This window comes from Belnapia mucosa, from assembly GCF_016775475.1.
Classification (GTDB): Bacteria; Pseudomonadota; Alphaproteobacteria; order Acetobacterales; family Acetobacteraceae; genus Belnapia; species Belnapia mucosa.
On sequence record NZ_JAEUXJ010000013.1, the window covers coordinates 72,911 to 92,989 of the forward strand.

Below are 20,079 nucleotides of genomic sequence, written 5' to 3' on the forward strand. Positions count from 1 at the left end.
ACCGCGTGACGCTGACGGTGCTCGAGCCCGAGGGGCTGTATCCGGACACGATCCCCGAGCAGGAGATCCTGGGCCCCGGCGTCCGCATCATCCGCGGCAACGCGAAATCCAGCATCGCCGAGTTGCCGGATTCGATGCTGGCCGAGGTCGATGGGTTGATGACACTCCGGATGTGGGTCCCGGCCGAGCAGATCGCCCGCTTCCCGAAGCTGAAGGTCATCGTCCGCATGGGCGTCGGCTATGACCGGGTGGACCGCGCCGCCGCCGCCGCGCGCGGCATCACCGTCTGCAACCTGCCCGACTACGGCACGCAGGAGGTTGCGGAGTTCGCCGTCCTCCTGGCGCTGTCGCTGCGCCGTGGCCTGATCCTCTACCACGACACCCAGCGCGGGCCGGACCCGGCGCCCTGGGCGGTGATGCAATCCCCGCTGCACCGCCGGCAGGAGGTGCAGACCTTCGGCATCCTCGGCCTCGGCCGTATCGGCTCGGCGGCGGCGCTGCGGGCCAAGGCCTTCGGCTACCGCGTCGTCTTCTACGACCCGAACCAGCCGAACGGATGGGACCGCGCGCTCGGCATCCAGCGCGTCCGCAGCATGGACGAGTTGCTGGCCCAGTCCGACGTGCTCTCCATCCACTGCCCGCTGACCCGCGCGACGCGCGGCCTGATCGGCGAGCGGGAGCTGCGCCTGCTGCCGAAGAACGCCGTGGTGGTGAACACCGCCCGCGGCCCCATCCTCGATATCGATGCGGTGGAGCGGTGCCTGCGCGACGGGCACCTTGCCGGCGCCGGCTTGGACGTCATCCCGGAGGAGCCGCCGGTCGAGCCCATCCCCGCCCTGCTCCGCGCCTACCGAGACAGCGAGGACTGGCTGCGCGGCCGCCTGGTCATCACCCCGCACATCGCCTTCCACACGCCGGAGGCCTGGCAGGACATCCGCATCAAGAGCATCGAGACGATGCGCGACGTGCTGGTCGAGGGCCGCCGCACCAACGTCATCCCGCCCGAGAGCGAATAGGGCGGCCCCTAGTTGGTGCAGGTCGGCATCACGTTGCGGCTGCCATAGCGGACGCAATTGGTGCCGACCGGACTCGGCTGGGCGTGTTGGCAGGCGGCCAGCAGGCCGAGCAGGAGGATGGCCAGGCAACGGCGCATCGGACGGGCTCCCTCAAGGGAGGATTCTCATGCCCCGGCCAAGGCTTTCCTGTCGCGTGACGCTTCGGACAGCCGCCGCCAGCGCAGCAGCAGCATCCCCGCCACCAGCGAGACCCCCGCCGCCAGCCCCAGCCAGAGCCCCGCCGGCCCCATCTTCGCCGCCACCGCCAGCCCCACCCCGACCGGCATGCCGATTCCCCAATAGCCGAGCGCCGCCAGCAGCATCGGCACCTTGGTATCCTTCAGCCCGCGCAGCGCGCCGGCCGCAACCGCCTGCACCCCGTCGCCCAACTGGAACAGCCCGGCGATGGTCAGCAGCCCGGCCCCCAGCGCCGCCACCGCCGCCGCACCGTCCTCCCGCGCATCGAGGAAGGCCCAGGCGATCGGCCGCGCCGCCAGCATGAACAGGGTCGCCATCGCCAGCATGAAGCCGGCGCCGAGGCCGATCGCCACCCAGCCGGCTTGCCAAGCCCCCGCCGCATCGCCCCGCCCGGCCATCATCCCGACCCGCGCCGTCGCTGCCTGGCCGATTCCCATCGGCACCATGAAGCTCAGCGCCGCGACCTGCAGCGCGATGGCATGCGCCGCCACCGCGGTGGCGCCGAACCAGCCCATCGCCAGCGCGGCGGCGCTGAAGACGCCGATCTCCATCAGCATCTGCCCGCTGATCGGCAGGCCGATGCGGAAGACCTCGACCAGCCGCGGCCAGTCGATTCGCCAGAACCGCCCGAGCAGCCGGAAGCGCCGGAGCCGCCGGTCCCGCGCGATCAGCACCAGCAGCGCCAGCAGCATCAGCAGGTCGGCGAGCGCACTGGCGAGGCCGGCCCCGGCCACCCCCATCCCCTCCCAGCCGAAGGCGCCGAAGACCAGCAGCCAGCAGAGCGGAGCATTGGCGACGACCGCCGCCCCCGTCACCCAGAGCGCCGGCCCCGGCCGGTCCATGGCGGCCAGGAAGCCGCGCAGCACGATGAAGGCCGAGAAGGGGATCAGCCCCCACATCATCGCCCGCAGGAAGGCCCCGGCATCCCGCGCCAGCGCCGGCTCCTGCCCCATCAGCCGCAGGATCGACTCGCCCTGCCAGAGCACCAGCAGCGAGGGCAGCAGCAGGATCAGCGTGGCGACCAGCGCGCTCCGCGCCCCCCGCCGCAACTCCCGCATCCAGCCGCGCCCGGCCCCGCCGCGGCGCTGCCCCATCCCGCGCGCCTGGGCCATCACCGGCGCCGCGGCGAAGCCGGTGCCGAGGGCCGGCGCCATCATCAGCCAGTAGAGATTGGCCCCGAGCGTCCCCGCCGCCAGCGCCTCGGTCGAGAACCAGCCGAGGATCAGCGCATCGGTCGCCGCCATCGCATGCTGGCTGAGATTGGTCAGGGCCAGCGGCCAGGCGAGGGCGAGCGTCGCCCGGGCCTCGGCCCACCAGCCGAGGCCGCGTGTTTCCATCCCATGCATGGCCGAGGGTGTAGCCCGGCCCGGCGCCGGCCGCATGGGGCATCCCACGCAGGGTGGTGGAAAGCCGCCGCTTCCGCGCTAGGCTGCCGCCAAAGCCACACCAGCGAGGAAGACCCATGCACCGCCGCGCGCTGCTCGCCGCCCCGCCTGCCGCCCTCGCCGCCGCCGCCCTGCTGCCCGCCGCTGCCGAGGCCCAAGGCGCGCCGGTGCAGACCGAGGAATTCATGGTCCCCTCCAAGGATGCGGGGATCGAGCTCTTCCTGCGGAACAAGCACCAGGAGGGCGGGCAGCCGCGGCCGGACCGGACGCTGCTCTTCGTCCATGGCGCCACCTATCCGGCCAGCACCGCCTTCGACCTGCCGCTCGGCGGCCTGTCCTGGATGGACTACATCGCCGGCCGCGGCTTCGATGTCTGGTGCCTCGACCTCCGCGGCTATGGCCGCAGCACCCGCCCCCCGGAGATGGCCCAGCCGCCGGAGGCCGGCCAGCCCCTGGTCCGTGGCGAGACGGCGGTGGCCGATATCGCCGCGGCGGCCGCCTTCATCCGCCAGCGCCGGGGCCTGCCGAAGATCGTCCATATGGGCTGGTCCTGGGGCACCAGCCTGATGGCCCGCTTCACCGCCGACAATCCGGCCCTGGTCGAGCGGCTGGTGCTCTACGCCCCGCAATGGCTGCGCGAGGGCCCGAGCCCCGCCGCGGCCGGTACCGGTGCCGAGCTCGGCGCCTATCGCTACGTGACCCAGGCCCAGGCGCGGGAGCGCTGGCTCAACGGTGTGCCGGAGGCGAAGCGCGCCGCCCTGATCCCACCCGGCTGGTTCGAGCATTGGGCCGGCGTCACCTGGGCCACCGACCCGGAGGGCCAGCGCCGCAGCCCGCCCGCGCTCCGCGCCCCCAATGGCGAGGTGCAGGACAGCCGGGACTTCTGGCAATCCGGCAAGCCCTTCTACGACCCGGCGAAGATCACCGTCCCCACACTGCTGGTGGTCGCCGAATGGGACCGCGACACGCCCCCTGCCATGGCGAACACGCTGTTCCCGCTGCTGACCGCGAGTCCCGGCAAGCGCCTGGTCCAGCTCGCCGAGGGGACCCATAGCATCGTCATGGAGCGCAACCGCGGGGCGCTGTTCCAGGCGGTGCAGGTCTTCCTCGAGGAAGCCATCGCCTGACGGAGCCGCCGCCATGCGCCGCCTGACGCTCACCCTCCTCGCCTGCGCGCTGCCCCTGGTGGCAGCCGCGCAGGAGGCCTCGGTCCGCATCACCAACCGTGGCACGCGCGACATCCAGGAGATCTATGTCGCCTCCGCCGGGGTGAATGCCTGGGGCGACGACCGGCTCGGCAGCAAGACCCTCGGCAGCGGCGCCAGCCACCTGGTGCCCCTGCCGCCCGGGCAATGCGTGAACGACATCCGCATCGTCTTCGACGGCGGCGAGGCGAAAGAGCGCCGGCGGATCAATACCTGCAGCCAGGGCGACCTCGTCTTTCCGTAACGGCACGCATCGTTGACAGGGAAGGTCCGGGGCACGACGTTCACGGCAGCGGGAGTAATCGCCATGGCCAGTTCCGACCAGACCAAGAAGTCCTTCAAACTGCGCAGCCAGCGCTGGTTCGACGACCCGGAGGATCCGGGCATGACCGCGCTCTATGTCGAGCGCTTCCTGAATTTCGGCATGACCCGCGGCGAGCTGCAATCCGGCAAGCCGATCATCGGCATCGCCCAGACCGGCAGCGACATCGCCCCCTGCAACCGCCACCACCTGGCGCTGGCCGAGCGGGTGAAGGCCGGCATCCGCGACGCCGGCGGCATCCCGCTGGAATTTCCGATCCACCCGATCCAGGAGACCGGCAAGCGCCCGACCGCGGCGCTCGACCGCAACCTCGCCTATCTCTCGCTGGTCGAGATCCTGCACGGCTATCCGATGGATGGCGTGGTGCTGACGGCCGGCTGCGACAAGACGACGCCGGCCGTGCTGATGGGCGCGGCGACGGTCAACATCCCCGCTATCGTCCTCTCCGGCGGGCCGATGCTGGACGGCCACTGGAAAGGGCGGCTGACCGGCAGCGGCACCATCGTCTGGGAAGGCCGCAAGCTGCTCGCCGAGGGCAAGATCGACTATGACGGCTTCATGGAGCTGGTCGCCAGCAGCTCCACCAGCGTCGGCCATTGCAACACCATGGGCACGGCGCTGTCGATGAACTCGCTGGCCGAGGCGCTGGGCATGTCCCTCCCCGGCTGCGCCGCCATCCCCGGCCCCTACCGGGAGCGCGGCCAGATCGCGCATGCGACCGGCAAGCGCATCGTCGAGATGGTGCATGAGAATCTGCGCCCCTCCGACATCATGACGCGGGAGGCCTTCGAGAACGCCATCATCGCCGCCTCGGCGCTCGGTGCTTCCACCAACTGCCCGCCGCATATCATCGCCATCGCCCGCCACATGGGCGTCGAGCTGAAGATCGAGGACTGGGACCGCCTCGGCCACGACATCCCGCTGCTGGTCGATTGCCAGCCGGCCGGCCGCTTCCTCGGCGAGGCCTTCCACCGCGCCGGCGGCGTGCCCGCGGTGATGAAGGAGCTGCTGGATGCCGGCAAGTTGCATGGCGGGGTCATGACCGTCACCGGCCGCAGCCTCGCTTCCAATGTGGAGACGCTGGAGGAGCCGGACCGCGAGGTGATCCGCCCCTACAGCACCCCGCTGAAGGAGAAGGCCGGCTTCGCCATCCTCTCGGGCAACATTTTTGATAGTGCGGTCATGAAGATCTCGGTGATCGACAAAGCGTTCCGGAATCGGTTCCTGTCGAACCCGCCGGGCGTCTTCGAGGGCAAGGTCGTCGTCTTCGAAGGGCCGGAGGATTATCACGACCGGATCGAGGACCCCTCGCTCGGCATCGACGAGCACACGGTGCTGGTCATCCGCAATTGCGGCCCGGTCGGCTATCCCGGCAGCGCCGAGGTGGTGAACATGCAGCCCCCCGCGGCCCTGCTGAAGGCCGGCATCGACAGCCTGCCCACCATGGGCGATGGGCGGCAGAGCGGCACCTCGGCCAGCCCCTCCATCCTCAATGTCTCGCCCGAGGCGGTGGTGGGCGGCGGCCTCGCCCTGCTGAAGTCGGGCGACCCGATCCGCATCGACCTCAACACCCGCAAGGTCGACCTGCTGATCCCGGAGGCGGAGCTCGCCGCCCGCCGTGCCGCCTGGCAGCCGCCCAAGCTGGTCAACAAGACCCCCTGGGAGGAGATCCAGCGCAGCATGATCGGCCAGCTCGGCACCGGCGGCTGCCTGGAACCGGCGACCCTCTACCTCGACGTGCTCAACACCCGGGGCGAGAGCCGGCACAACCACTGAGGCCTGTTGGGAAATGCGCCGCAAGGCGCATTCCCCGATGGCTTGCCTATAGGGTTGCGCCATCCATTTCCTGAATGGTGCCCATCCACCGTTTCCTGTTTGCGTTGCTCCGCAACAGGCCTATCTCTCCTCGCAACGGCCGGACCCGATCCGGCCCCCGAGGAGAGACTTCCATGCGCAACTCCATGATGCCGCTCGCCGCGCTGCTGCTCGGCCTGGCCGGCCCGGCCCTGGCGCAGCAGACCCCGACCGAGGATGCCGCCGCCCGCACGCTGGCGCAGAATGCCCGCGTGTCCTTCGGCCGCCCTGTCGCCGCCCCGCCGCCGGCCCCGGTGGCGAATGCCGCCCCCGCCCTGCCGGTCGCCATTCCGCGCATCGCCCAGCCGCCGCGCCGCCTCGCCATGGCCACCAACCCGGCCCGCTGACCCCGGGTTGACGCCAGCCGCCGGGCCGTGATCATGGCCCCCCGATAAGGGGGGTTCGCCATGGCAGGCAGGCTGGCAGGCAAGCGGTGCTTCGTGACGGCGGCAGGCCAGGGCATCGGCCGGGCCACGGCCCTGGCCTATGCCGCCGAGGGCGCCAGCGTCGTCGCAACCGATCTCAGCGCCGAAAAGCTCGCCGGCCTCGGCGAGGCGGGGATCGAAACCCGCGCTCTCAATGTGCTGGACGATGCCGCCGTCGCCGCGGCGATCCAGGCGGCCGGCCCGCTCGACGTGCTGTTCAACTGCGCCGGCTTCGTCCACCAGAACACGATCGAGACCTGCACCGATGAGGAGTGGAATTTCGGCTTCGCGCTGAATGTCCGCTCCATGTGGCAGACGATCCGCGCCGCGCTGCCGGGGATGCTCGGCAAGGGCGGTGGCGCCATCGTCAACATGTCCTCCGCCTGTTCCTCGGTGAAGGGTGCGCCGAACCGCTTCCTCTACGGCACCACCAAGGCCGCGGTGATCGGCCTGACGAAATCCGTCGCCACCGAGTATGTGACGCGAGGCATCCGCTGCAACTGCCTCTGCCCCGGCACGGTCGATACGCCGAGCCTCGGCGAGCGCATCTCGGCCAATGCCGCCGCCGCCGGCAGCGAGGAGGCGGCCCGCGCCGCCTTCGTCTCCCGCCAGGCCATGGGCCGGCTCGCCACCGCCGAGGAGATGGCGGCGCTGGTCGTCTATCTCTCCGCCCCCGAAAGCACCTTCGTCACCGGCCAGTCCATCGTCATCGATGGCGGCTGGACTTTGTAGTTTGCGCGCCGGCGCTCTGAACCCATGAGGAGACTTCGATGAAACTTCTGCGCTACGGCCCCGACGGCCAGGAAAAACCCGGCCTGCTCGATGCTTCGGGCACCATTCGTGACCTTTCGGGCGTCATCCCCGACCTGGCCGGCGAGGCGCTCTCGGCCGCCGGCCTGGCCAAGCTCGCCGCCCTCGATCCGTCCAGCCTGCCGGCCGTCTCCGGCAATCCGCGCCTCGGCCCGCCGGTCACGGGGATGAAGAACCTCATCTGCATCGGTCTCAACTATGCCGACCATGCCGCCGAGACCGGCGCGCCGGTCCCGAAGGAGCCGATCGTCTTTCTGAAGTCCCTCGGCGCACTCAGCGGCCCGAATGACGACGTCATCATCCCGAAGGGCAGCGTGAAGACCGACTGGGAAGTCGAGCTCTGCATCGTCATCGGCTCCAAGGCCAAATGCGTGAGCGAGGACCAGGCCCTCGACCATGTCGCCGGCTATGCCGTCGGCAACGACGTCTCCGAGCGCGAGTGGCAGATCGAGCGCGGCGGCGCCTGGGACAAGGGCAAGGGTTGCGACAGCTTCGGCCCGGTCGGCCCCTGGCTGGTGACGAAGGACGAGGTGCCGGACCCGCAGAACCTCAGCATGTTCTGCGACGTCGACGGCAAGCGCATGCAGGACGGCAGCACGCGCACCATGATCTTCGGGGTGAAGACCATCGTCTCCTACGTCTCGGGCATGATCACCCTGCATCCGGGCGACGTGATCTTCACCGGCACGCCGCCGGGTGTCGGCCTCGGCCAGAAGCCCTCGCCGATATTCCTGAAGGCCGGGCAGACGATGAAGCTCGGCATCCAGGGCCTCGGCGAGCAGACGCAGAAGACCGTCGCCTACGAAGGCTGAGGCAGGCGCCGGCCGCGAGGCCGGCACCCCATCTCAGGCCAGTTCGGGGATGACCCAGAGCGGCCGTTCCCCCCGCGCCACGCGCTGGCAGTTGTCGAAGGCGTTGCGGAAGCGCGCCTGCTGGTTGTCCCAGGTCGGCCCCGCATAATGCGGGGTCAGTACCACATTCTTCAGCCGGAAGAGCGGGTTGTCCGCCGAGGGCGGCTCCTGGTCGAAGACATCGAGGCCGGCGCCGGCGATGGTGCCGGCCTCCAGCGCCGCGGTCAGCGCCACCTCATCCACCACCGGGCCGCGGCAGGTATTGACCAGGTAGGCGGTCGGCTTCATCCGCGCGAGTTCGGCCGCGCCGATCATGTGCTTGCTCGCCGGCGTCAGCGGCACATGCAGCGAGACGATGTCGCTGCCCCGCAGGATCTCGCCCAGCAGCTTGAAGCGGACCGAGAGCGCATCCTCCTCCGCCTCGGAGACGCGGCGGATGTCGTAGTAGTGGACCGTCATGCCGAAGGCATTGGCCAGCCGCGCCACCTTTTTGCCGATGGCCCCGAGCCCCACGATGCCGAGGGTCTTGTCGCGCAGCTCATAGAGCTTCGTGCTGCCCGGGTCGTTGCCGCGCCAGCGGCCGGAGACGACGTTCTCATGCTGCCAGACCAGGCGCCGGCAGGTGGCGAGCATCAGCATCAGCGCATGCTCGGCCACCGCCGTGGAATTGGCGCCGCCATTGTTGCAGACGGGGATGCCCGCCGCCCGCGCCGCCTCGATATCGACCGTGTCGTAGCCCGCCGAGAGCAGCTGGAAGAGCTTCAGCTTCGGCGCCGCCGCATAGAAGCCGGCATCGATCGCCCGGTTGCCGAAGCCGACCAGATACTCCGCCTCCCCGATCGCCGCCTTGAAGGCCTCGCTGCCGAAGGGCGCGATCACCAGCTCCATGCCCGAGGGCGCCAGCTCCCTTGCGATCTCGGCCGCGCTCAAGGCGCTGTCCATCATGACGATCCGTGGCGGCATGGCCTTGTCTCCCCCTAGAATTCGAGGAGATTGTCGCGGAACTGCGCATGCGCATAGGCCCGGCGGGAAAGGCCACGCCGTTGCAGCGCCGGCACCAGCCCATCCGCCACCTCGGCCACGGTGCGGCGGCTGACATCGCCCATGGAGAAGAGGAAGCCGTCGCCACCCACCTCCTCCATCACCTCGCCCATCTGTGCCGCAACCGAGTCCGGCGTGCCGACCAGCTCCACCGAGCCGGAGCTACCGCGATAGTCGAGCATCGCCTGCCGCAGCGAGCGCTTGCCGGCGACGCGCTTGAAGTCATCCAGGCTCTGCTGATGGCCGTTGGTCTGCAGGTCGAGCGTATCGACCGGCGCGTCGAGGTCGTAGCGCGCGAAGTCGATATTGGTGATCTTGCCGAAGAAGGCGAGGAGCTGCGGCACCTGCGCCTCGGCGCGAGACTTGCGCTCGGCCAGCTTCGCCTCCGCCTCGGCCTGGCTGCCGGCGATGACGGGGTTGACGAGGAAGAGGACCTTCACCCGGTCCGGGTCGCGCCCCTGGGCGGCGGCGCGGGCGCGGACATCCTCGCGATAGGCGCGCATCGCCGGCGCGCCCTTGATGCTGGCGACGATGGTATCGGCATGGAAGCTGGCGAATTGCCGCCCGCGCGGGCTGCCCCCCGCCTGGGCGATGACCGGCCGCCCCTGCGGGCAGGGGCCGCTGTTGAGCGGCCCATGGGTGCGGAACCAGCGCCCCTCGAAATCCACCGCATGGACCTTGGTGTGGTCCACCAGCACCCCCGATTCCCCGTCGGCGATGATCGAACCCGGCTCCCAGCTGTCCCAGAGGCCGTTCACGACCTTCATGTATTCATCGGCCATGTCGTAGCGCAGGTCATGGTCCGGCAGCTTGTCGAGGCCGTAATTCCGCGCCGCGACATCCGAGCTGCCGGTGACCATGTTCCAGCCGATGCGCCCGGCCGAGATCTGGTCGAGCGAGGCGATCATCCGTGCCAGCAGGTAGGGCGGGTGGGTGAAGGTGGCGAAGGTGGGGACGATGCCGATCCGGCTGGTGGCGGCGGCCATCAGGGTCGCGGTGATGGCCGGGTCCTGCCGCGGCACCGAAAGCCCGTGCTTCAGGTAGATCTCGCGCGAGCCGCCATAGCTCTCCCCGACATAGGAACTGTCCTCGATCAGCACATAGTCGAAGCAGGCGCGCTCCAGGTGGCGGGCCATGTCGCAGAAGAGCTCCGGCTGCATCCAGTCGCGGCCGATGGCGCCGGTGAAGGGCTCGCCCCAGGCCTGGACCGAGGAACCCTGGAGGAACCAGCCGAGATGGAAGGGACGGGGCATCAGGGGAAACTCCGGGTGATGATCCCGGAGCCATGCAGGCTCCGTGCCGCCTCCGCCGGTGCTCCCATCGGGGCGGTGACGCGGGCGAGCTCAGCCAGCAGGGCGGCGCGCCCGACCGGCTTGGCCAGATGCCCATCCATCCCCGCCGCGAGGCAGGCGGCGCGGTCCCCGGCGGCGCCGGCGGTGATGGCGATGACCGGCAGCCGCGCCGCCGGGCCATCCATCGCGCGGATCATCCGGGTGGCGGCGAGGCCATCGAGCGGCCGCATCTCCACATCCATCAGCACCGCATCGGGCAGCGGGTCGGATTGCAGCGCGGCCAGCGCGCTCATCCCATCCGCCGCCTCCTCGACCCGGTGGCCGGCCGGCTCCAGCAGGGCGCGGGCGAGGTTGCGATCGGGCGAGGCGTCGTCCACCACCAGCAGGCGGAGGCTGCGGCCGGGCTCCGGCGCCTCGGCCGCCGGGGCGGGCAGGAGGAGGGTGAAGCGGTTGCCCTGGCCATCCGGCCCCGGCGCATGGCGCAGCGAGCCACCCATGGCCCCGGCCAGCGCCGCGGCGATGGCGAGGCCGAGGCCGGTCCCCTCCCCCGCCTCGCTCCCGCCCCAGCCGGGGGCGACTTCGCCCGAGGGCTCCTCCGGCAAGGCGGGACCGGTATCGGTAACATAGAGGCGGAGAAGACCCTCCCCCCAGGCCGCGGCCAGCGCCACCCGGCCGCCGGGCGGGCTGGAGCGGATGGCGTGGCCGAGCAGGCTCATCAGGATCTGCCGCAGCCGCTGCGGGTCGCAGGCGACCCGCTCGGGCAGGTCCGGCGCCAGGTCCAGCCGCAACTCCTGCCCCCGGGCGGTGGCGGTGGCTTCCGCCTGGGCCAGGCTGGCGCGCAGCGTCTCGGCCAGGGGGACCGGGCGGAGGGCGAGGTCGAGCTGGCCGGCCTCGACCCGGCCGAGATCCAGCGCGTCGTTGACGATGCCGAGGAGCTGGCCCCCCGCCTCGACCAGGAGGCGGGCCTGCTCGCGCTGGACGGGGCCGAGCGCCGGGTCACGGGCCAGCACCTGGGCCATGCCATAGACGGCATTCAGCGGGGTGCGCAGCTCGTGGCTCATCCGCGCGAGGAAGCGGGACTTGTTGCGGCTGGCGGCATCTGCCCGGTCGCGCGCCGCGGCGAGGCCCGCATTGGATTGCCGTTCCGCGCTTTCCCGGGCGATGGCGACCAGCATCACCGCGACGCCGGCGAAGCAGGCCAGCATGGCCACGGCCAGGGCATCGTTCCAGGACGCGACCGGCAGGGTGCGCATGGTCGTGCCCTCGAAGCCGAACCAGGCGGCGAAGGGGATGCGAGAGAAGCAGAGCGCGCCGAAGATGGCGAAGACGCCGATCAGGGGCGCGTGCGAGGGCAGCGGCGCCACCCGCATCCCGCAGCGGAATTCCCAGGCAATGAGCAGCGCATAGAGGCCGAAGAGGCCGGAGATGAAGGAGACCCGGATCGCCAGCTGGTCCAGCACCAGGGGCAGGAGGGCGAGCCAGAGCAGGGTGCCGCCATAGCGCAGCGCCGCCAGCGGGCGGGCGCCCCGGAAATGCCGCGCGCCGGCCCAGAAGCAGCCGAACCCCAGGAGCAGGAGGGAATTCGGACCGGCGATGCGGAGCCAGTCCGGCATCTCCGGCGCCGCACGGGCCGCGGCGCCGATGGCGATCAGCAGGCAGGCCAGGCTCCATTCCCGGAGCGCGGATTGGCGCCTGTCCTGACGCCAGAGGATGCCCAGGATACAGGCGAAAACGAGCGCCAGCATGAAGGCCATAGCCAGCCGCGTGGCCGGCGGGAAACTCATCCGTTGGTCCCCCGTCTGGGCCGGCAGCCGGGCCGGGGCAGGCTGCGGCGTGACCGCGCAGGATGCAGCCCGGGTTGCGCAGCAGCAGATTGCGTGCCCGCAAGAATAGAGCCACGTCCGCGGCCAAATCAACCACCCGGCAGGGTTTAGTACTCATGCCGGTTCCATCCATTTTGGGATGCGGGCGCGGCCGCCGGCGATGCGGTGCATGGAGCGGAGCAGGCGGAAGAGGCGTGCGGGCGGGAACCAGAGGCGCTTCAGCATGGAGTCGGCGAAGGCCAGATGCACTTCCCGGTAGATTTCGGACAAATCCGGATCGGGGAGGTATTGCGAGGGCGCGGGCAGGGCCGAGAAGAGCTTCAGGCGCCTCGCCAGCACAATGCAGCGCAGGCTGCCCATGACGCGGATGGCACGGCGGAAGGCGCAGCAGAGGCGGTGGGCCAGCGTGGCCAGCGCCTCGCGCTTGAGCGCCAGTTCGACCAGCAGCCGGGCCCAAAGGCCTTGCCTGGCCCAGCGGCGGTAGCTCCGGCTGACCGTGTCGGGCTTGCCGAACTCCTCCGGCAGCAGGCGCCAGGGGGCGCGTCCGCCCCTGTGCTTGGTGGTGGCCCAGCGGAAGATGGCATCCAGGCGCTCGCGTGGGGTGCAGTCGAGCGGCCGGCCGCGGTCGTGCAGGCCGCAGCCCATGCCGGCGAGCACCGGCTCCAGCGCGGCCCATTCGGCATCGGTCATCGGCGCCCAGGGCCGGGGCGGCGTCAGTCCGGTGATCGGGTCGAGGCAGAGCCGGCGCAGCAGGTCGTGCCGCGTCACGAAGTCCTTGGGGATGATGCCGGCGGGGATGGGGTCGGCGCGGCGGCGCTGGCGGCGGCGGAGGAGCATGGGGGCGGGCTCCGGTTGCGGAGCGGGAACATACTAGGAACATAACCCTATTTCAAGCCCGAAACAGCCTGCCCAAACCCTTGGTGTCCAGAGGCCCTCCGGCCTCTGGCGGGGTGGCTTGGAGGGGCAGCGCCCCTCCAGCCTGCGCTACCCCCGCCGCGCCGCATCCGGCCAGAAGCGCGCCCCTTCGCGCGCCAGCCCGCCGCCGACGCCGATGGCGGTGCCATCCGCCCGCCAGCAGGCGGCGCCTTCCAGCATGCCGTCCGGGTGAAAGCGGATGGCGCACATGCCGCCGCCGATATGCGGCAGGGGCAGCACCTCATGCCCCATGGCCGAGAGCGCGGCGCGCGTCGCCTCCGGGATGGCCGGCTCGACCTCCAGCGCCTGGCCCTGGGTCCAGATGCGCGGGGCCTCGACCGCCTCCTGCAGGCTCATGCCGTGGTCGAGGAGGGCGATCAGCGCCTGCATGGCGCTGCCGAAGATGCGCAGCCCCCCGGGCAGGCCGAGGGCCACGATGGGCTTGCCGTCACGAAGGGCGATCAGCGGCGCCTGGCTGGTGGAGATGCGCTTGCCCGGCGCAATGGACAGCGCATGGCCCGGCCGCGGGTCAAACAGGGCCATGTAGTTGTTCGGGATCAGCCCGGTGCCGGGCACCAGGAAGCGGGCGCCGAAGAGGCTGTTGATGGTGTGGGTGGCGCAGAGGATATGGCCCTCGGCATCCGCGACCGTCAGATGGGTGGTGTTGGGCGATTCCCCGGCGGCGACGCCCGCCTGCCAGTCCCGCGCCCGGTTGCGGTCGAGCAGGGCGCGCCGTTCCACCGCATAGGATTTCGACAGCAGGCGCCCGACCGGGACGGTGACGAAATCCGGATCGGCAGTCGCGGCGGCGCGGTCGGCGAAGGCGAGCTTCAGCGCTTCCGCAATCAGATGGCAGGTCTCGGGCGTGCCGAAGCCAAGCGCGCGGAGGTCGAAGCCCTCCAGCACGTTCAGCATCTGCACGACATGGACGCCGCCGGAGGAAGGCGGCGGCGGCCCGACCACCTCGACCCCGCGATAGCTCCCCCGCACGGGTGCACGCTCGATCAGGCGGGCGTCGCGGAGATCGGCCTCGGACAGCAGCCCGCCGAGGCGCTGCACATGGGCGGCGACGGCGGCGCCGATCGGGCCGCCATGCAGCGCGCCCGGCCCCTCGGCGGCGATGCGGCGGAGGGTCCCGGCGGCCTCGGCCTGGACCAGGCGGTCGCCGGGGGCGAGCGGCCTGCCGCCGGGCAGCAGCAGGGCGACCAGGGCCGGGTCGAGGGCGAGGTCGGCCGCCACCTCCCGGATGCATTCGGAGAGGTAGGGGGTGACGCGGAAGCCGCCCTCGGCGAGGCGGATGGCAGGCTGCATGACTTCGGCGAGGGGCAGGCGGCCATGGCGCCGCAGCGCCTCGCACCAGGCGAGCAGGTTGCCGGGCACGGCGACGGCGCGAGGGCCGAGGCTGTTCTCTCGCCCCTCCGTCTCCAGCGCCGCCGGCCAGTCCTGCGAGACGGGGCGATACATGTCCGGCCGGCCGGCGGCGGGCACGGTCGAGAGGCCGTCGAGGACGGTGTGCGTTCCGTCCGGCAGGCGGAGATGCGTCATCCCGCCGCCGAGCAGGCCGACCATCATCGGCTCCACCACCGTGAGCGCGAACAGGGCGGCGACGCCGGCATCGATGGCATTGCCGCCGGCGGCCAGCATCTCGGCCCCCGCGGCGGAGGCGAGCGGGTGGTTGGTCACGACCATGCCGCGGGCGGCGGTGGCGGGGTGCTTCTCGGTCATTCCTGACGGCCTTTCAGGCATTGGGTGCCCTTCCGCGGCTTGGCCGCGGAAGGCGTGCGAGGCCTTGGGCGGGAGGCTTTGATCGGGGCCCCCGCGACGCCGCGCAGCGGTGTCGTGGGCGTAACTAGCGGCCCTTGAAGACGGGCTTGCGCTTCTCGTTGAAGCTGCGGATGCCCTCGATGCGGTCCTCGGTGCCGACCAGGTGGTTGTAGGCCTCGATCTCGAAGCGCAGCGCGGTGCGGATGTCCATCTGCAGGCCGAAATGGATCGACTTCTTGGCCTGGCGGACCGAGAGCGGGGCATTGCCGGCGATGGCCGTCGCCGTCTCCATCACGGCGGGCCAGAGTTCCTCCCGCGTGCAGACGCTGTTGAGGATGCCCCAGTCTGCGGCCTGGGCGGCGGTGAAGGGCTTGCCGGCCAGGATGATCTCCTTGGCGCGGCGCTCGCCGACGACGCGGGGCAGGGTCTGGGTGCCGCCGGCGCCGGGCATGATGCCGATGGTGACCTCGGTCAGGGCGAAGCGGGCGGTGTCCACGCCATAGGCGAAGTCGGAGGCGAGGACCATCTCCAGCCCCCCGGCATAGGCATGGCCGCTGACCGCGGCGATGATCGGGATCGGGCAGTCGAGCTGGGCCCAGAAGGCGCGCTCGAAGATCTCGTGCTGGCGGCGCCAGGCCTCGTCGGTCATGCCGTTCCGCTCCTTCAGGTCGCCGCCGCCGCAGAAGGCGCGGTCGCCGGCCGCGGCGAAGACGACGCAGCGGATATCCCCGGCATCCTGGAACAGGCCGGACCAGACCGAATAGAGGTCGAGGCCCATCTGCGTGTTGAGCGCATTCGAGACGGCAGGGCGGTTGAGCCGCACCACCAGCACATGGGGCGCGGGGGTTTCGAGGCTGAGCGTCTCGAGCGGGTCCAGTTTCACGGGCTTGGTCCTCCAGGGCCGCGAGAGTGGACGGGCCGGCGGCGCTTGTCAGCCCGCCGAGGCGGGAACGGGGATGCCCGTGCGGGCGATCCTGTGACAGATGGATGACAGCCCCGGCCCAAGGATCGCCCATGCTCGCCTGGTTCCGCCGCCTGATGCCGCGGGAGGAGGGGTTCTTCGACCTCTTCACCCGCCATGCCGACACCATCCTGCTCGGCGCGCGGGAGCTGCAGGGGATGCTGGCCGGGGGCCCGGAGGCGCATGCCCATTACGGCGCCGTGCTGGCGGCGGAGGATGCGGCGGATGCGGTGACGCGGGAGGTGGTGCAGGCGGTGCGCCGGACCTTCATCACCCCCTTCGACCGCGAGGACATCCTGACCCTCATCGGCCGGATGGACGATACGCTCGACCAGATGAAGAAGACCGCCAAGGCGCTGGCGCTCTATGGCCTCACGGATTTCGGGGAGGAGGCGCGGAGCCTCGGCACCTCCATCCTCCGTGGCGCGGAGCTGCTGCGCGAGGCGGTGCCGCTGCTGGCCGCGATCGGGCCGAATGCGACGCGGATCAACCTGCTCTGCGAGCAGATCCGCCAGGTGGAGGGCGAGGCGGACGAGGTGCATGACGCGGGCGTCGCGGCGCTCTATCGCCAGGCCCGGCCGGAAGGGGCGCTGGCCTTCATCGCGGCGCGCGAGATCCTCGACCAGCTCGAGAAGGTGGTGGACCGCTTCGACGACGCGGCGAATGCGATCGAGGGCATCGTGGTCGAGCAGGTCTGATGGAGGCGGTGCTCTCCTTCCCGCTGCTGGCGGGCCTCATCGCCGTGGCGCTGGCCTTCGATTTCCTGAACGGGCTGCACGACGCAGCCAATTCCATCGCCACCATCGTCTCGACCCGGGTGCTGAAGCCGCAATACGCCGTGCTCTGGGCCGGCTTCTTCAACTTCATCGCCTTCCTCTTCTTCGGCCTGCATGTGGCGGAGACGGTCGGCACCGGCATCGTCGCGGCGCAGGTGGTGGATGCGCGGGTGATCTTCGGCGCGCTGGTCGGCGCCATCGCCTGGAACGTCATCACCTGGGTGCTCGGCATCCCCTCCTCCTCCTCGCATGCGCTGGTGGGGGGCATCCTCGGCGCCGGGGTGGCGAAGGCGGGGGTCGGGGCGGTGGTCTGGTCGGGGCTCGGCAAGACCATGGCGGCGATCCTGCTCTCGCCGCTGATCGGGCTGGTGCTGGCGCTGGTCCTGGTGCTGGTGGTGTCCTGGGGCTTCGCGCGGACCACGCCCTTCCGGGTGGACCGGCTGTTCCGGCACCTGCAATTCGCCTCGGCCGCCGCCTATTCGCTCGGGCATGGCGGCAATGACGCGCAGAAGACCATGGGCATCATCGCCGTGCTGCTCTTCTCGCAGGGGGTGCTGGAGGGCGGGTTCCATGTGCCGCTCTGGGTGGTGCTGTCCTGCCAGGCGGCGATGGCGCTCGGGACGCTGATGGGCGGCTGGCGGATCGTCCGCACCATGGGGTCGCGCATCACGAGGCTGACGCCGGTGCAGGGCTTCTGCGCCGAGACGGGCGGGGCGCTGACGCTGTTCCTGGCGACGGGTCTCGGCGTGCCGGTCTCGACCACGCATACCATCACCGGGGCGATCGTCGGCGTCGGCGCGGCGCGACGGACGACGGCGGTGCGCTGGGGCGTAGCGAGCAACATCGTGGTCGCCTGGGTGGTGACCCTGCCGGCGGCGGCGGCGATCGGGGCGGCGGTCTATGCGCTGGCGGGGGTGTTCGGATAGTTCGAAGGCCCATTCGGGTCTTTTTCCAAAGCAGTATCCCGACTGTACGGTGCAGCACACCGGGAGCGCTTGCCATCGGTCATTCCGGCATTTGAAACTGACTTAAGGCACCGCAAATCGTTGCGTATTGGATATTTTTGCTATATCTGCGGAACTCAGGGAATTCCGTTGGGCACAGCGGACCATCAGGAACTACACGCGACGCATGGCCGCACATGGTGAGGCAGCACCTTCCCTGGGCCCCGTGAGGCGAGGGACGACGGTCCGGCATTACATGCTGCTGCTGGTGGCGACGGTGCTGGGGCCGGTGCTGCTGCTGGCGGGCGTCCTGGCGCAACGGACCGTCGAGCTGGAGCGCAGCCGCTTCCAGGCTCAGGTCGTGTCCCATGCCGATGCCGCCCTCATCGTCATCCAGCGCGAGCTTCTGGGGTTGATGGAGACACTGCAGGCCCTCACCGTCTCCCGCGCGCTGGACGAGGGCAACTACCAGGCTTTCCACCAGCAGGCCTCCGAGCTGATGCAGGCGGTGGGCATTCCGGTCATCCTGCGGAATACCAGCGGGCAGCAATTGGCCAACACCCTGGTGCCCTGGGGAGGCGCCCTGCCGAACCGCTCCAGCCTCACCGCCTGGGACAGCCGCGTCATCAACAGCCGGCGGCCCGTGATCACCGGCCACTATGTCGGGCTCACCGGCAGGACGCACAGCTTCGCCGTGGTCACCCCGGTCCTGCGGGACGGCAGGGTCATTTACATGCTGCATCTCAGCGTTCCCGTCCGGCGGTTGCAGGGCGTGCTGGAAGGCATGGCGACGCCGGCCGGATGGGCCACGGCCGTCACCGATCAGGACGGCGTCATCCTGGCGCGCTCCCGCCGTCACGATGAGGCCGTCGGCCGGCCTGCAACCCAGGGGGACGCGCTGCCGCCGCTCGGTGGCTCGGCCCAGGGCAATGTGGTGAACCGCGACGAGGAGGAGGCCTTCTTCGCCGCCAGGCGGTTGCTGGATGTTGGCTGGGGCGTGGTGGTCACCGCGCCGATCGAGCAGATGCAGGCGCCGGTGCGCCGGGTGCTGCTGGCCGGCGCGGCCATCGGTTCTGCCTTGCTCGGGATGTCGCTGCTGGCCGCCTGGGTCCTCGGCTCCAGGCTGGCCAGCGCCATCCATGCCCTGGCCGCGGCGGGTGCCTCCTTCTCGGAAGGCGAGGTGGTGCGTCCGGCCAGCACACCCATCCGGGAAGTCAACGAGGTCGGTGAGGCGCTGGCCCGGGCGGCGCTGGAGCGCGCGGCGGCGGATGAGCGCCGGCGGCTGATCCTGCTGGAACTGAATCACCGGGTGAAGAATACCCTGGCGACGGTGCAGGCGATCGCCACCCTCACTGCGCGCGGCGCGACGGATGTCGAGACCTACCGTGAGCAGATCGTCAAGCGGCTCGACGGGCTGGCCCGCACCCAAGACCTGCTGACCAGCACGAACTGGGCGGGCGCCGACATGCGCGACCTGCTGCAGATCGAGCTGTCGATGCATACCGACGCCGGAAGGCAGCGCATCACCCTGGATGGCCCGCCGGTCAACATCCCCGCACAACAGGTGGTCGCGTTGGGGATGGTCGTGCATGAGCTTGCCACCAATGCCGCCAAATACGGCGCCTTATCCGTGCCCGGCGGCAGGCTGGCGGTCAGCTGGCAGGTGCGGACCAGGGATGGAGATCCTGCACCGCAGCTGGACCTGCTCTGGCAGGAAGCCGATGGACCGCCCACGAAGGCCCCGGCGCGGACAGGCTTCGGAACCCAGATGATCCAGCGCGGCCTGGCGCGGCAGCTCGGTGCCACCGTTGCCGCCGACTACCAGCCCTCGGGCCTGCAATTCCGGCTGTCCATGCCGCTGCGGTCCAGGCAGGGGGCCGAAACCATGGTTGCCGGGCCGCGGCCTGGGGTTTGGGCTCACAGCCCGTAGGTGACGGCCGCGGCGAGGTGGATGGCGGCCGTTGCAGAGGGCCGAGATGCAGCAGCCTGGGAATCCCGTTGACGGGCCTGGACCGCAGGCCGAGGCGGCCCTAGGCCTGATCCGTCCGCCGCCGTCGCGGATGCGGCCCCGGCGGCGACTTTCCAGCCTCGATCACGCCGCGCAGCGCGGCGGCGAGGCCGCCGAAATCGGCCGGCTTCAGGAAGCGCACCGTCGGCCCGCCGAGGCCCCGCAGATCCGCCTCCGGCGTCGTGCTGTCATAGCCCGTCACGACCACGACCGGCAGGTGCGGGATGCGCTCGCGCAGGTGGCGGATCACGCGCTTGCCGCCGAGCTCGACATCGAGCGCCAGGTTGACGATGGCGACCGTCAGCCCGTCCGGTACGGCCTGCGTCGCCTCCGCCTCGGTATAGGCGACGACCGTCTCAAACCCCTCCGCCTCCAGCAGGTCCTGCAGCGCGAGCGAGATCAGGGCCTCGTCCTCCACCAGGAGGGCGATCATGCGCGTTCCATCACGGG

Annotated in this window: 19 protein-coding genes; 10 read left to right on the forward strand and 9 right to left on the reverse strand. The window is 70.8% G+C overall.

Annotation, left to right across the window (positions count from 1 at the left end; translation table 11 throughout):
* The first annotated feature begins 5 nt into the window (after positions 1 to 5).
* Positions 6 to 1,016, forward strand: coding sequence for a C-terminal binding protein (locus tag JMJ55_RS23400; protein ID WP_328702763.1), 1,011 nt, complete (start codon positions 6 to 8; stop codon positions 1,014 to 1,016).
* An 8-nt stretch (positions 1,017 to 1,024) separates the two neighbouring features.
* Here JMJ55_RS23400 and JMJ55_RS31715 read toward each other — a convergent pair whose 3' ends face one another.
* Together JMJ55_RS31715 and JMJ55_RS23405 are read right to left on the reverse strand one after the other, a co-directional pair.
* Entirely contained in the window at positions 1,025 to 1,153 is a 129-nt protein-coding gene (locus JMJ55_RS31715) for a hypothetical protein (protein ID WP_268885390.1), read from the reverse strand.
* 27 nt (positions 1,154 to 1,180) lie between these two features.
* The gene (locus JMJ55_RS23405; RefSeq protein WP_236033972.1) at positions 1,181 to 2,635 is read right to left on the reverse strand and encodes an MATE family efflux transporter; all 1,455 of its coding nucleotides are present in this window, start codon (positions 2,633 to 2,635) and stop codon (positions 1,181 to 1,183) included.
* 80 nt (positions 2,636 to 2,715) lie between these two features.
* Here JMJ55_RS23405 and JMJ55_RS23410 point away from each other — a divergent pair, with 80 nt between their 5' ends.
* From JMJ55_RS23410 to JMJ55_RS23435, 6 genes are all read left to right on the forward strand, one after another.
* On the forward strand, positions 2,716 to 3,765 hold the full coding sequence (locus tag JMJ55_RS23410; RefSeq protein ID WP_202828035.1) for an alpha/beta hydrolase: 1,050 nt from the start codon (positions 2,716 to 2,718) through the stop codon (positions 3,763 to 3,765).
* Positions 3,766 to 3,778: 13 nt separating this feature from the next.
* A complete protein-coding gene (locus JMJ55_RS23415; RefSeq protein WP_202828036.1) occupies positions 3,779 to 4,087 on the forward strand; it encodes a hypothetical protein in 309 nt (102 codons plus the stop codon).
* Between the two features lie 63 nt (positions 4,088 to 4,150).
* Entirely contained in the window at positions 4,151 to 5,941 is a 1,791-nt protein-coding gene (locus JMJ55_RS23420; protein WP_202828037.1) for an IlvD/Edd family dehydratase, read from the forward strand.
* Positions 5,942 to 6,114: 173 nt separating this feature from the next.
* Entirely contained in the window at positions 6,115 to 6,366 is a 252-nt protein-coding gene (locus JMJ55_RS23425) for a hypothetical protein (RefSeq protein WP_202828038.1), read from the forward strand.
* A gap of 60 nt (positions 6,367 to 6,426) precedes the next feature.
* The gene (locus JMJ55_RS23430; protein WP_202828039.1) at positions 6,427 to 7,176 is read left to right on the forward strand and encodes an SDR family oxidoreductase; all 750 of its coding nucleotides are present in this window, start codon (positions 6,427 to 6,429) and stop codon (positions 7,174 to 7,176) included.
* 38 nt (positions 7,177 to 7,214) lie between these two features.
* Entirely contained in the window at positions 7,215 to 8,066 is an 852-nt protein-coding gene (locus JMJ55_RS23435) for a fumarylacetoacetate hydrolase family protein (protein WP_202828040.1), read from the forward strand.
* 33 nt (positions 8,067 to 8,099) lie between these two features.
* Here the strand turns inward: JMJ55_RS23435 and JMJ55_RS23440 are convergent, their stop codons facing one another.
* From JMJ55_RS23440 to JMJ55_RS23465, 6 genes are all read right to left on the reverse strand, one after another.
* The gene (locus JMJ55_RS23440; RefSeq protein WP_202828041.1) at positions 8,100 to 9,068 is read right to left on the reverse strand and encodes a 2-hydroxyacid dehydrogenase; all 969 of its coding nucleotides are present in this window, start codon (positions 9,066 to 9,068) and stop codon (positions 8,100 to 8,102) included.
* A gap of 14 nt (positions 9,069 to 9,082) precedes the next feature.
* Complete coding sequence (locus JMJ55_RS23445) at positions 9,083 to 10,399, reverse strand: NtaA/DmoA family FMN-dependent monooxygenase (protein ID WP_236033973.1); 1,317 nt, start codon at positions 10,397 to 10,399, stop codon at positions 9,083 to 9,085.
* A complete protein-coding gene (locus JMJ55_RS23450; RefSeq protein ID WP_202828042.1) occupies positions 10,399 to 12,222 on the reverse strand; it encodes a response regulator in 1,824 nt (607 codons plus the stop codon). Before JMJ55_RS23450 ends, JMJ55_RS23445 begins: the two co-directional genes overlap by 1 nt.
* Positions 12,223 to 12,375: 153 nt before the next feature.
* Positions 12,376 to 13,098 carry a transposase gene (locus JMJ55_RS23455; RefSeq protein WP_202828043.1) on the reverse strand — a complete coding sequence of 241 codons (723 nt, stop codon included), beginning with the start codon at positions 13,096 to 13,098 and terminating at the stop codon, positions 12,376 to 12,378.
* A gap of 147 nt (positions 13,099 to 13,245) precedes the next feature.
* Positions 13,246 to 14,901, reverse strand: coding sequence for a gamma-glutamyltransferase (gene ggt, locus JMJ55_RS23460; RefSeq protein ID WP_236033974.1), 1,656 nt, complete (start codon positions 14,899 to 14,901; stop codon positions 13,246 to 13,248).
* 124 nt (positions 14,902 to 15,025) lie between these two features.
* Complete coding sequence (locus JMJ55_RS23465; RefSeq protein WP_202828044.1) at positions 15,026 to 15,823, reverse strand: enoyl-CoA hydratase-related protein; 798 nt, start codon at positions 15,821 to 15,823, stop codon at positions 15,026 to 15,028.
* A gap of 131 nt (positions 15,824 to 15,954) precedes the next feature.
* Between JMJ55_RS23465 and JMJ55_RS23470 the strand changes: the two genes are divergently transcribed.
* The 3 genes from JMJ55_RS23470 to JMJ55_RS23480 all read left to right on the forward strand — a co-directional run bounded on the left by JMJ55_RS23470 (position 15,955) and on the right by JMJ55_RS23480 (position 19,551).
* Positions 15,955 to 16,599 carry a DUF47 domain-containing protein gene (locus tag JMJ55_RS23470; RefSeq protein ID WP_202828045.1) on the forward strand — a complete coding sequence of 215 codons (645 nt, stop codon included), beginning with the start codon at positions 15,955 to 15,957 and terminating at the stop codon, positions 16,597 to 16,599.
* Complete coding sequence (locus JMJ55_RS23475; protein WP_202828046.1) at positions 16,599 to 17,603, forward strand: inorganic phosphate transporter; 1,005 nt, start codon at positions 16,599 to 16,601, stop codon at positions 17,601 to 17,603. Before JMJ55_RS23470 ends, JMJ55_RS23475 begins: the two co-directional genes overlap by 1 nt.
* Positions 17,604 to 17,808: 205 nt before the next feature.
* Positions 17,809 to 19,551: a sensor histidine kinase gene (locus tag JMJ55_RS23480; RefSeq protein WP_202828047.1), complete on the forward strand. Its 1,743-nt coding sequence runs from the start codon at positions 17,809 to 17,811 to the stop codon at positions 19,549 to 19,551.
* Positions 19,552 to 19,651: 100 nt separating this feature from the next.
* On the opposite strand, the gene JMJ55_RS23485 is transcribed toward JMJ55_RS23480, so the two are convergent.
* Positions 19,652 to 20,062 (reverse strand): response regulator, encoded by a 411-nt coding sequence (locus JMJ55_RS23485; RefSeq protein ID WP_202828048.1) that lies wholly within the window; start codon positions 20,060 to 20,062, stop codon positions 19,652 to 19,654.
* Between the last annotated feature and the right edge of the window lie 17 nt (positions 20,063 to 20,079).

What these genes read in the sequence shown, in the direction of transcription:
- JMJ55_RS31715 (WP_268885390.1), bottom strand. Translation starts at nt 1,153, where the DNA reads ATGCGCCGTTGCCTGGCCATCCTCCTGCTCGGCCTGCTGGCCGCCTGC.
- JMJ55_RS23405 (WP_236033972.1), bottom strand. Translation starts at nt 2,635, where the DNA reads ATGCGGCCGGCGCCGGGCCGGGCTACACCCTCGGCCATGCATGGGATG.
- JMJ55_RS23410 (WP_202828035.1), top strand. Translation starts at nt 2,716, where the DNA reads ATGCACCGCCGCGCGCTGCTCGCCGCCCCGCCTGCCGCCCTCGCCGCC.
- JMJ55_RS23415 (WP_202828036.1), top strand. Translation starts at nt 3,779, where the DNA reads ATGCGCCGCCTGACGCTCACCCTCCTCGCCTGCGCGCTGCCCCTGGTG.
- JMJ55_RS23420 (WP_202828037.1), top strand. Translation starts at nt 4,151, where the DNA reads ATGGCCAGTTCCGACCAGACCAAGAAGTCCTTCAAACTGCGCAGCCAG.
- JMJ55_RS23425 (WP_202828038.1), top strand. Translation starts at nt 6,115, where the DNA reads ATGCGCAACTCCATGATGCCGCTCGCCGCGCTGCTGCTCGGCCTGGCC.
- JMJ55_RS23430 (WP_202828039.1), top strand. Translation starts at nt 6,427, where the DNA reads ATGGCAGGCAGGCTGGCAGGCAAGCGGTGCTTCGTGACGGCGGCAGGC.
- JMJ55_RS23435 (WP_202828040.1), top strand. Translation starts at nt 7,215, where the DNA reads ATGAAACTTCTGCGCTACGGCCCCGACGGCCAGGAAAAACCCGGCCTG.
- JMJ55_RS23440 (WP_202828041.1), bottom strand. Translation starts at nt 9,068, where the DNA reads ATGCCGCCACGGATCGTCATGATGGACAGCGCCTTGAGCGCGGCCGAG.
- JMJ55_RS23445 (WP_236033973.1), bottom strand. Translation starts at nt 10,399, where the DNA reads ATGCCCCGTCCCTTCCATCTCGGCTGGTTCCTCCAGGGTTCCTCGGTC.
- JMJ55_RS23450 (WP_202828042.1), bottom strand. Translation starts at nt 12,222, where the DNA reads ATGAGTTTCCCGCCGGCCACGCGGCTGGCTATGGCCTTCATGCTGGCG.
- JMJ55_RS23455 (WP_202828043.1), bottom strand. Translation starts at nt 13,098, where the DNA reads ATGCTCCTCCGCCGCCGCCAGCGCCGCCGCGCCGACCCCATCCCCGCC.
- ggt (WP_236033974.1), bottom strand. Translation starts at nt 14,901, where the DNA reads ATGACCGAGAAGCACCCCGCCACCGCCGCCCGCGGCATGGTCGTGACC.
- JMJ55_RS23470 (WP_202828045.1), top strand. Translation starts at nt 15,955, where the DNA reads ATGCTCGCCTGGTTCCGCCGCCTGATGCCGCGGGAGGAGGGGTTCTTC.
- JMJ55_RS23475 (WP_202828046.1), top strand. Translation starts at nt 16,599, where the DNA reads ATGGAGGCGGTGCTCTCCTTCCCGCTGCTGGCGGGCCTCATCGCCGTG.
- JMJ55_RS23480 (WP_202828047.1), top strand. Translation starts at nt 17,809, where the DNA reads ATGGCCGCACATGGTGAGGCAGCACCTTCCCTGGGCCCCGTGAGGCGA.
- JMJ55_RS23485 (WP_202828048.1), bottom strand. Translation starts at nt 20,062, where the DNA reads ATGATCGCCCTCCTGGTGGAGGACGAGGCCCTGATCTCGCTCGCGCTG.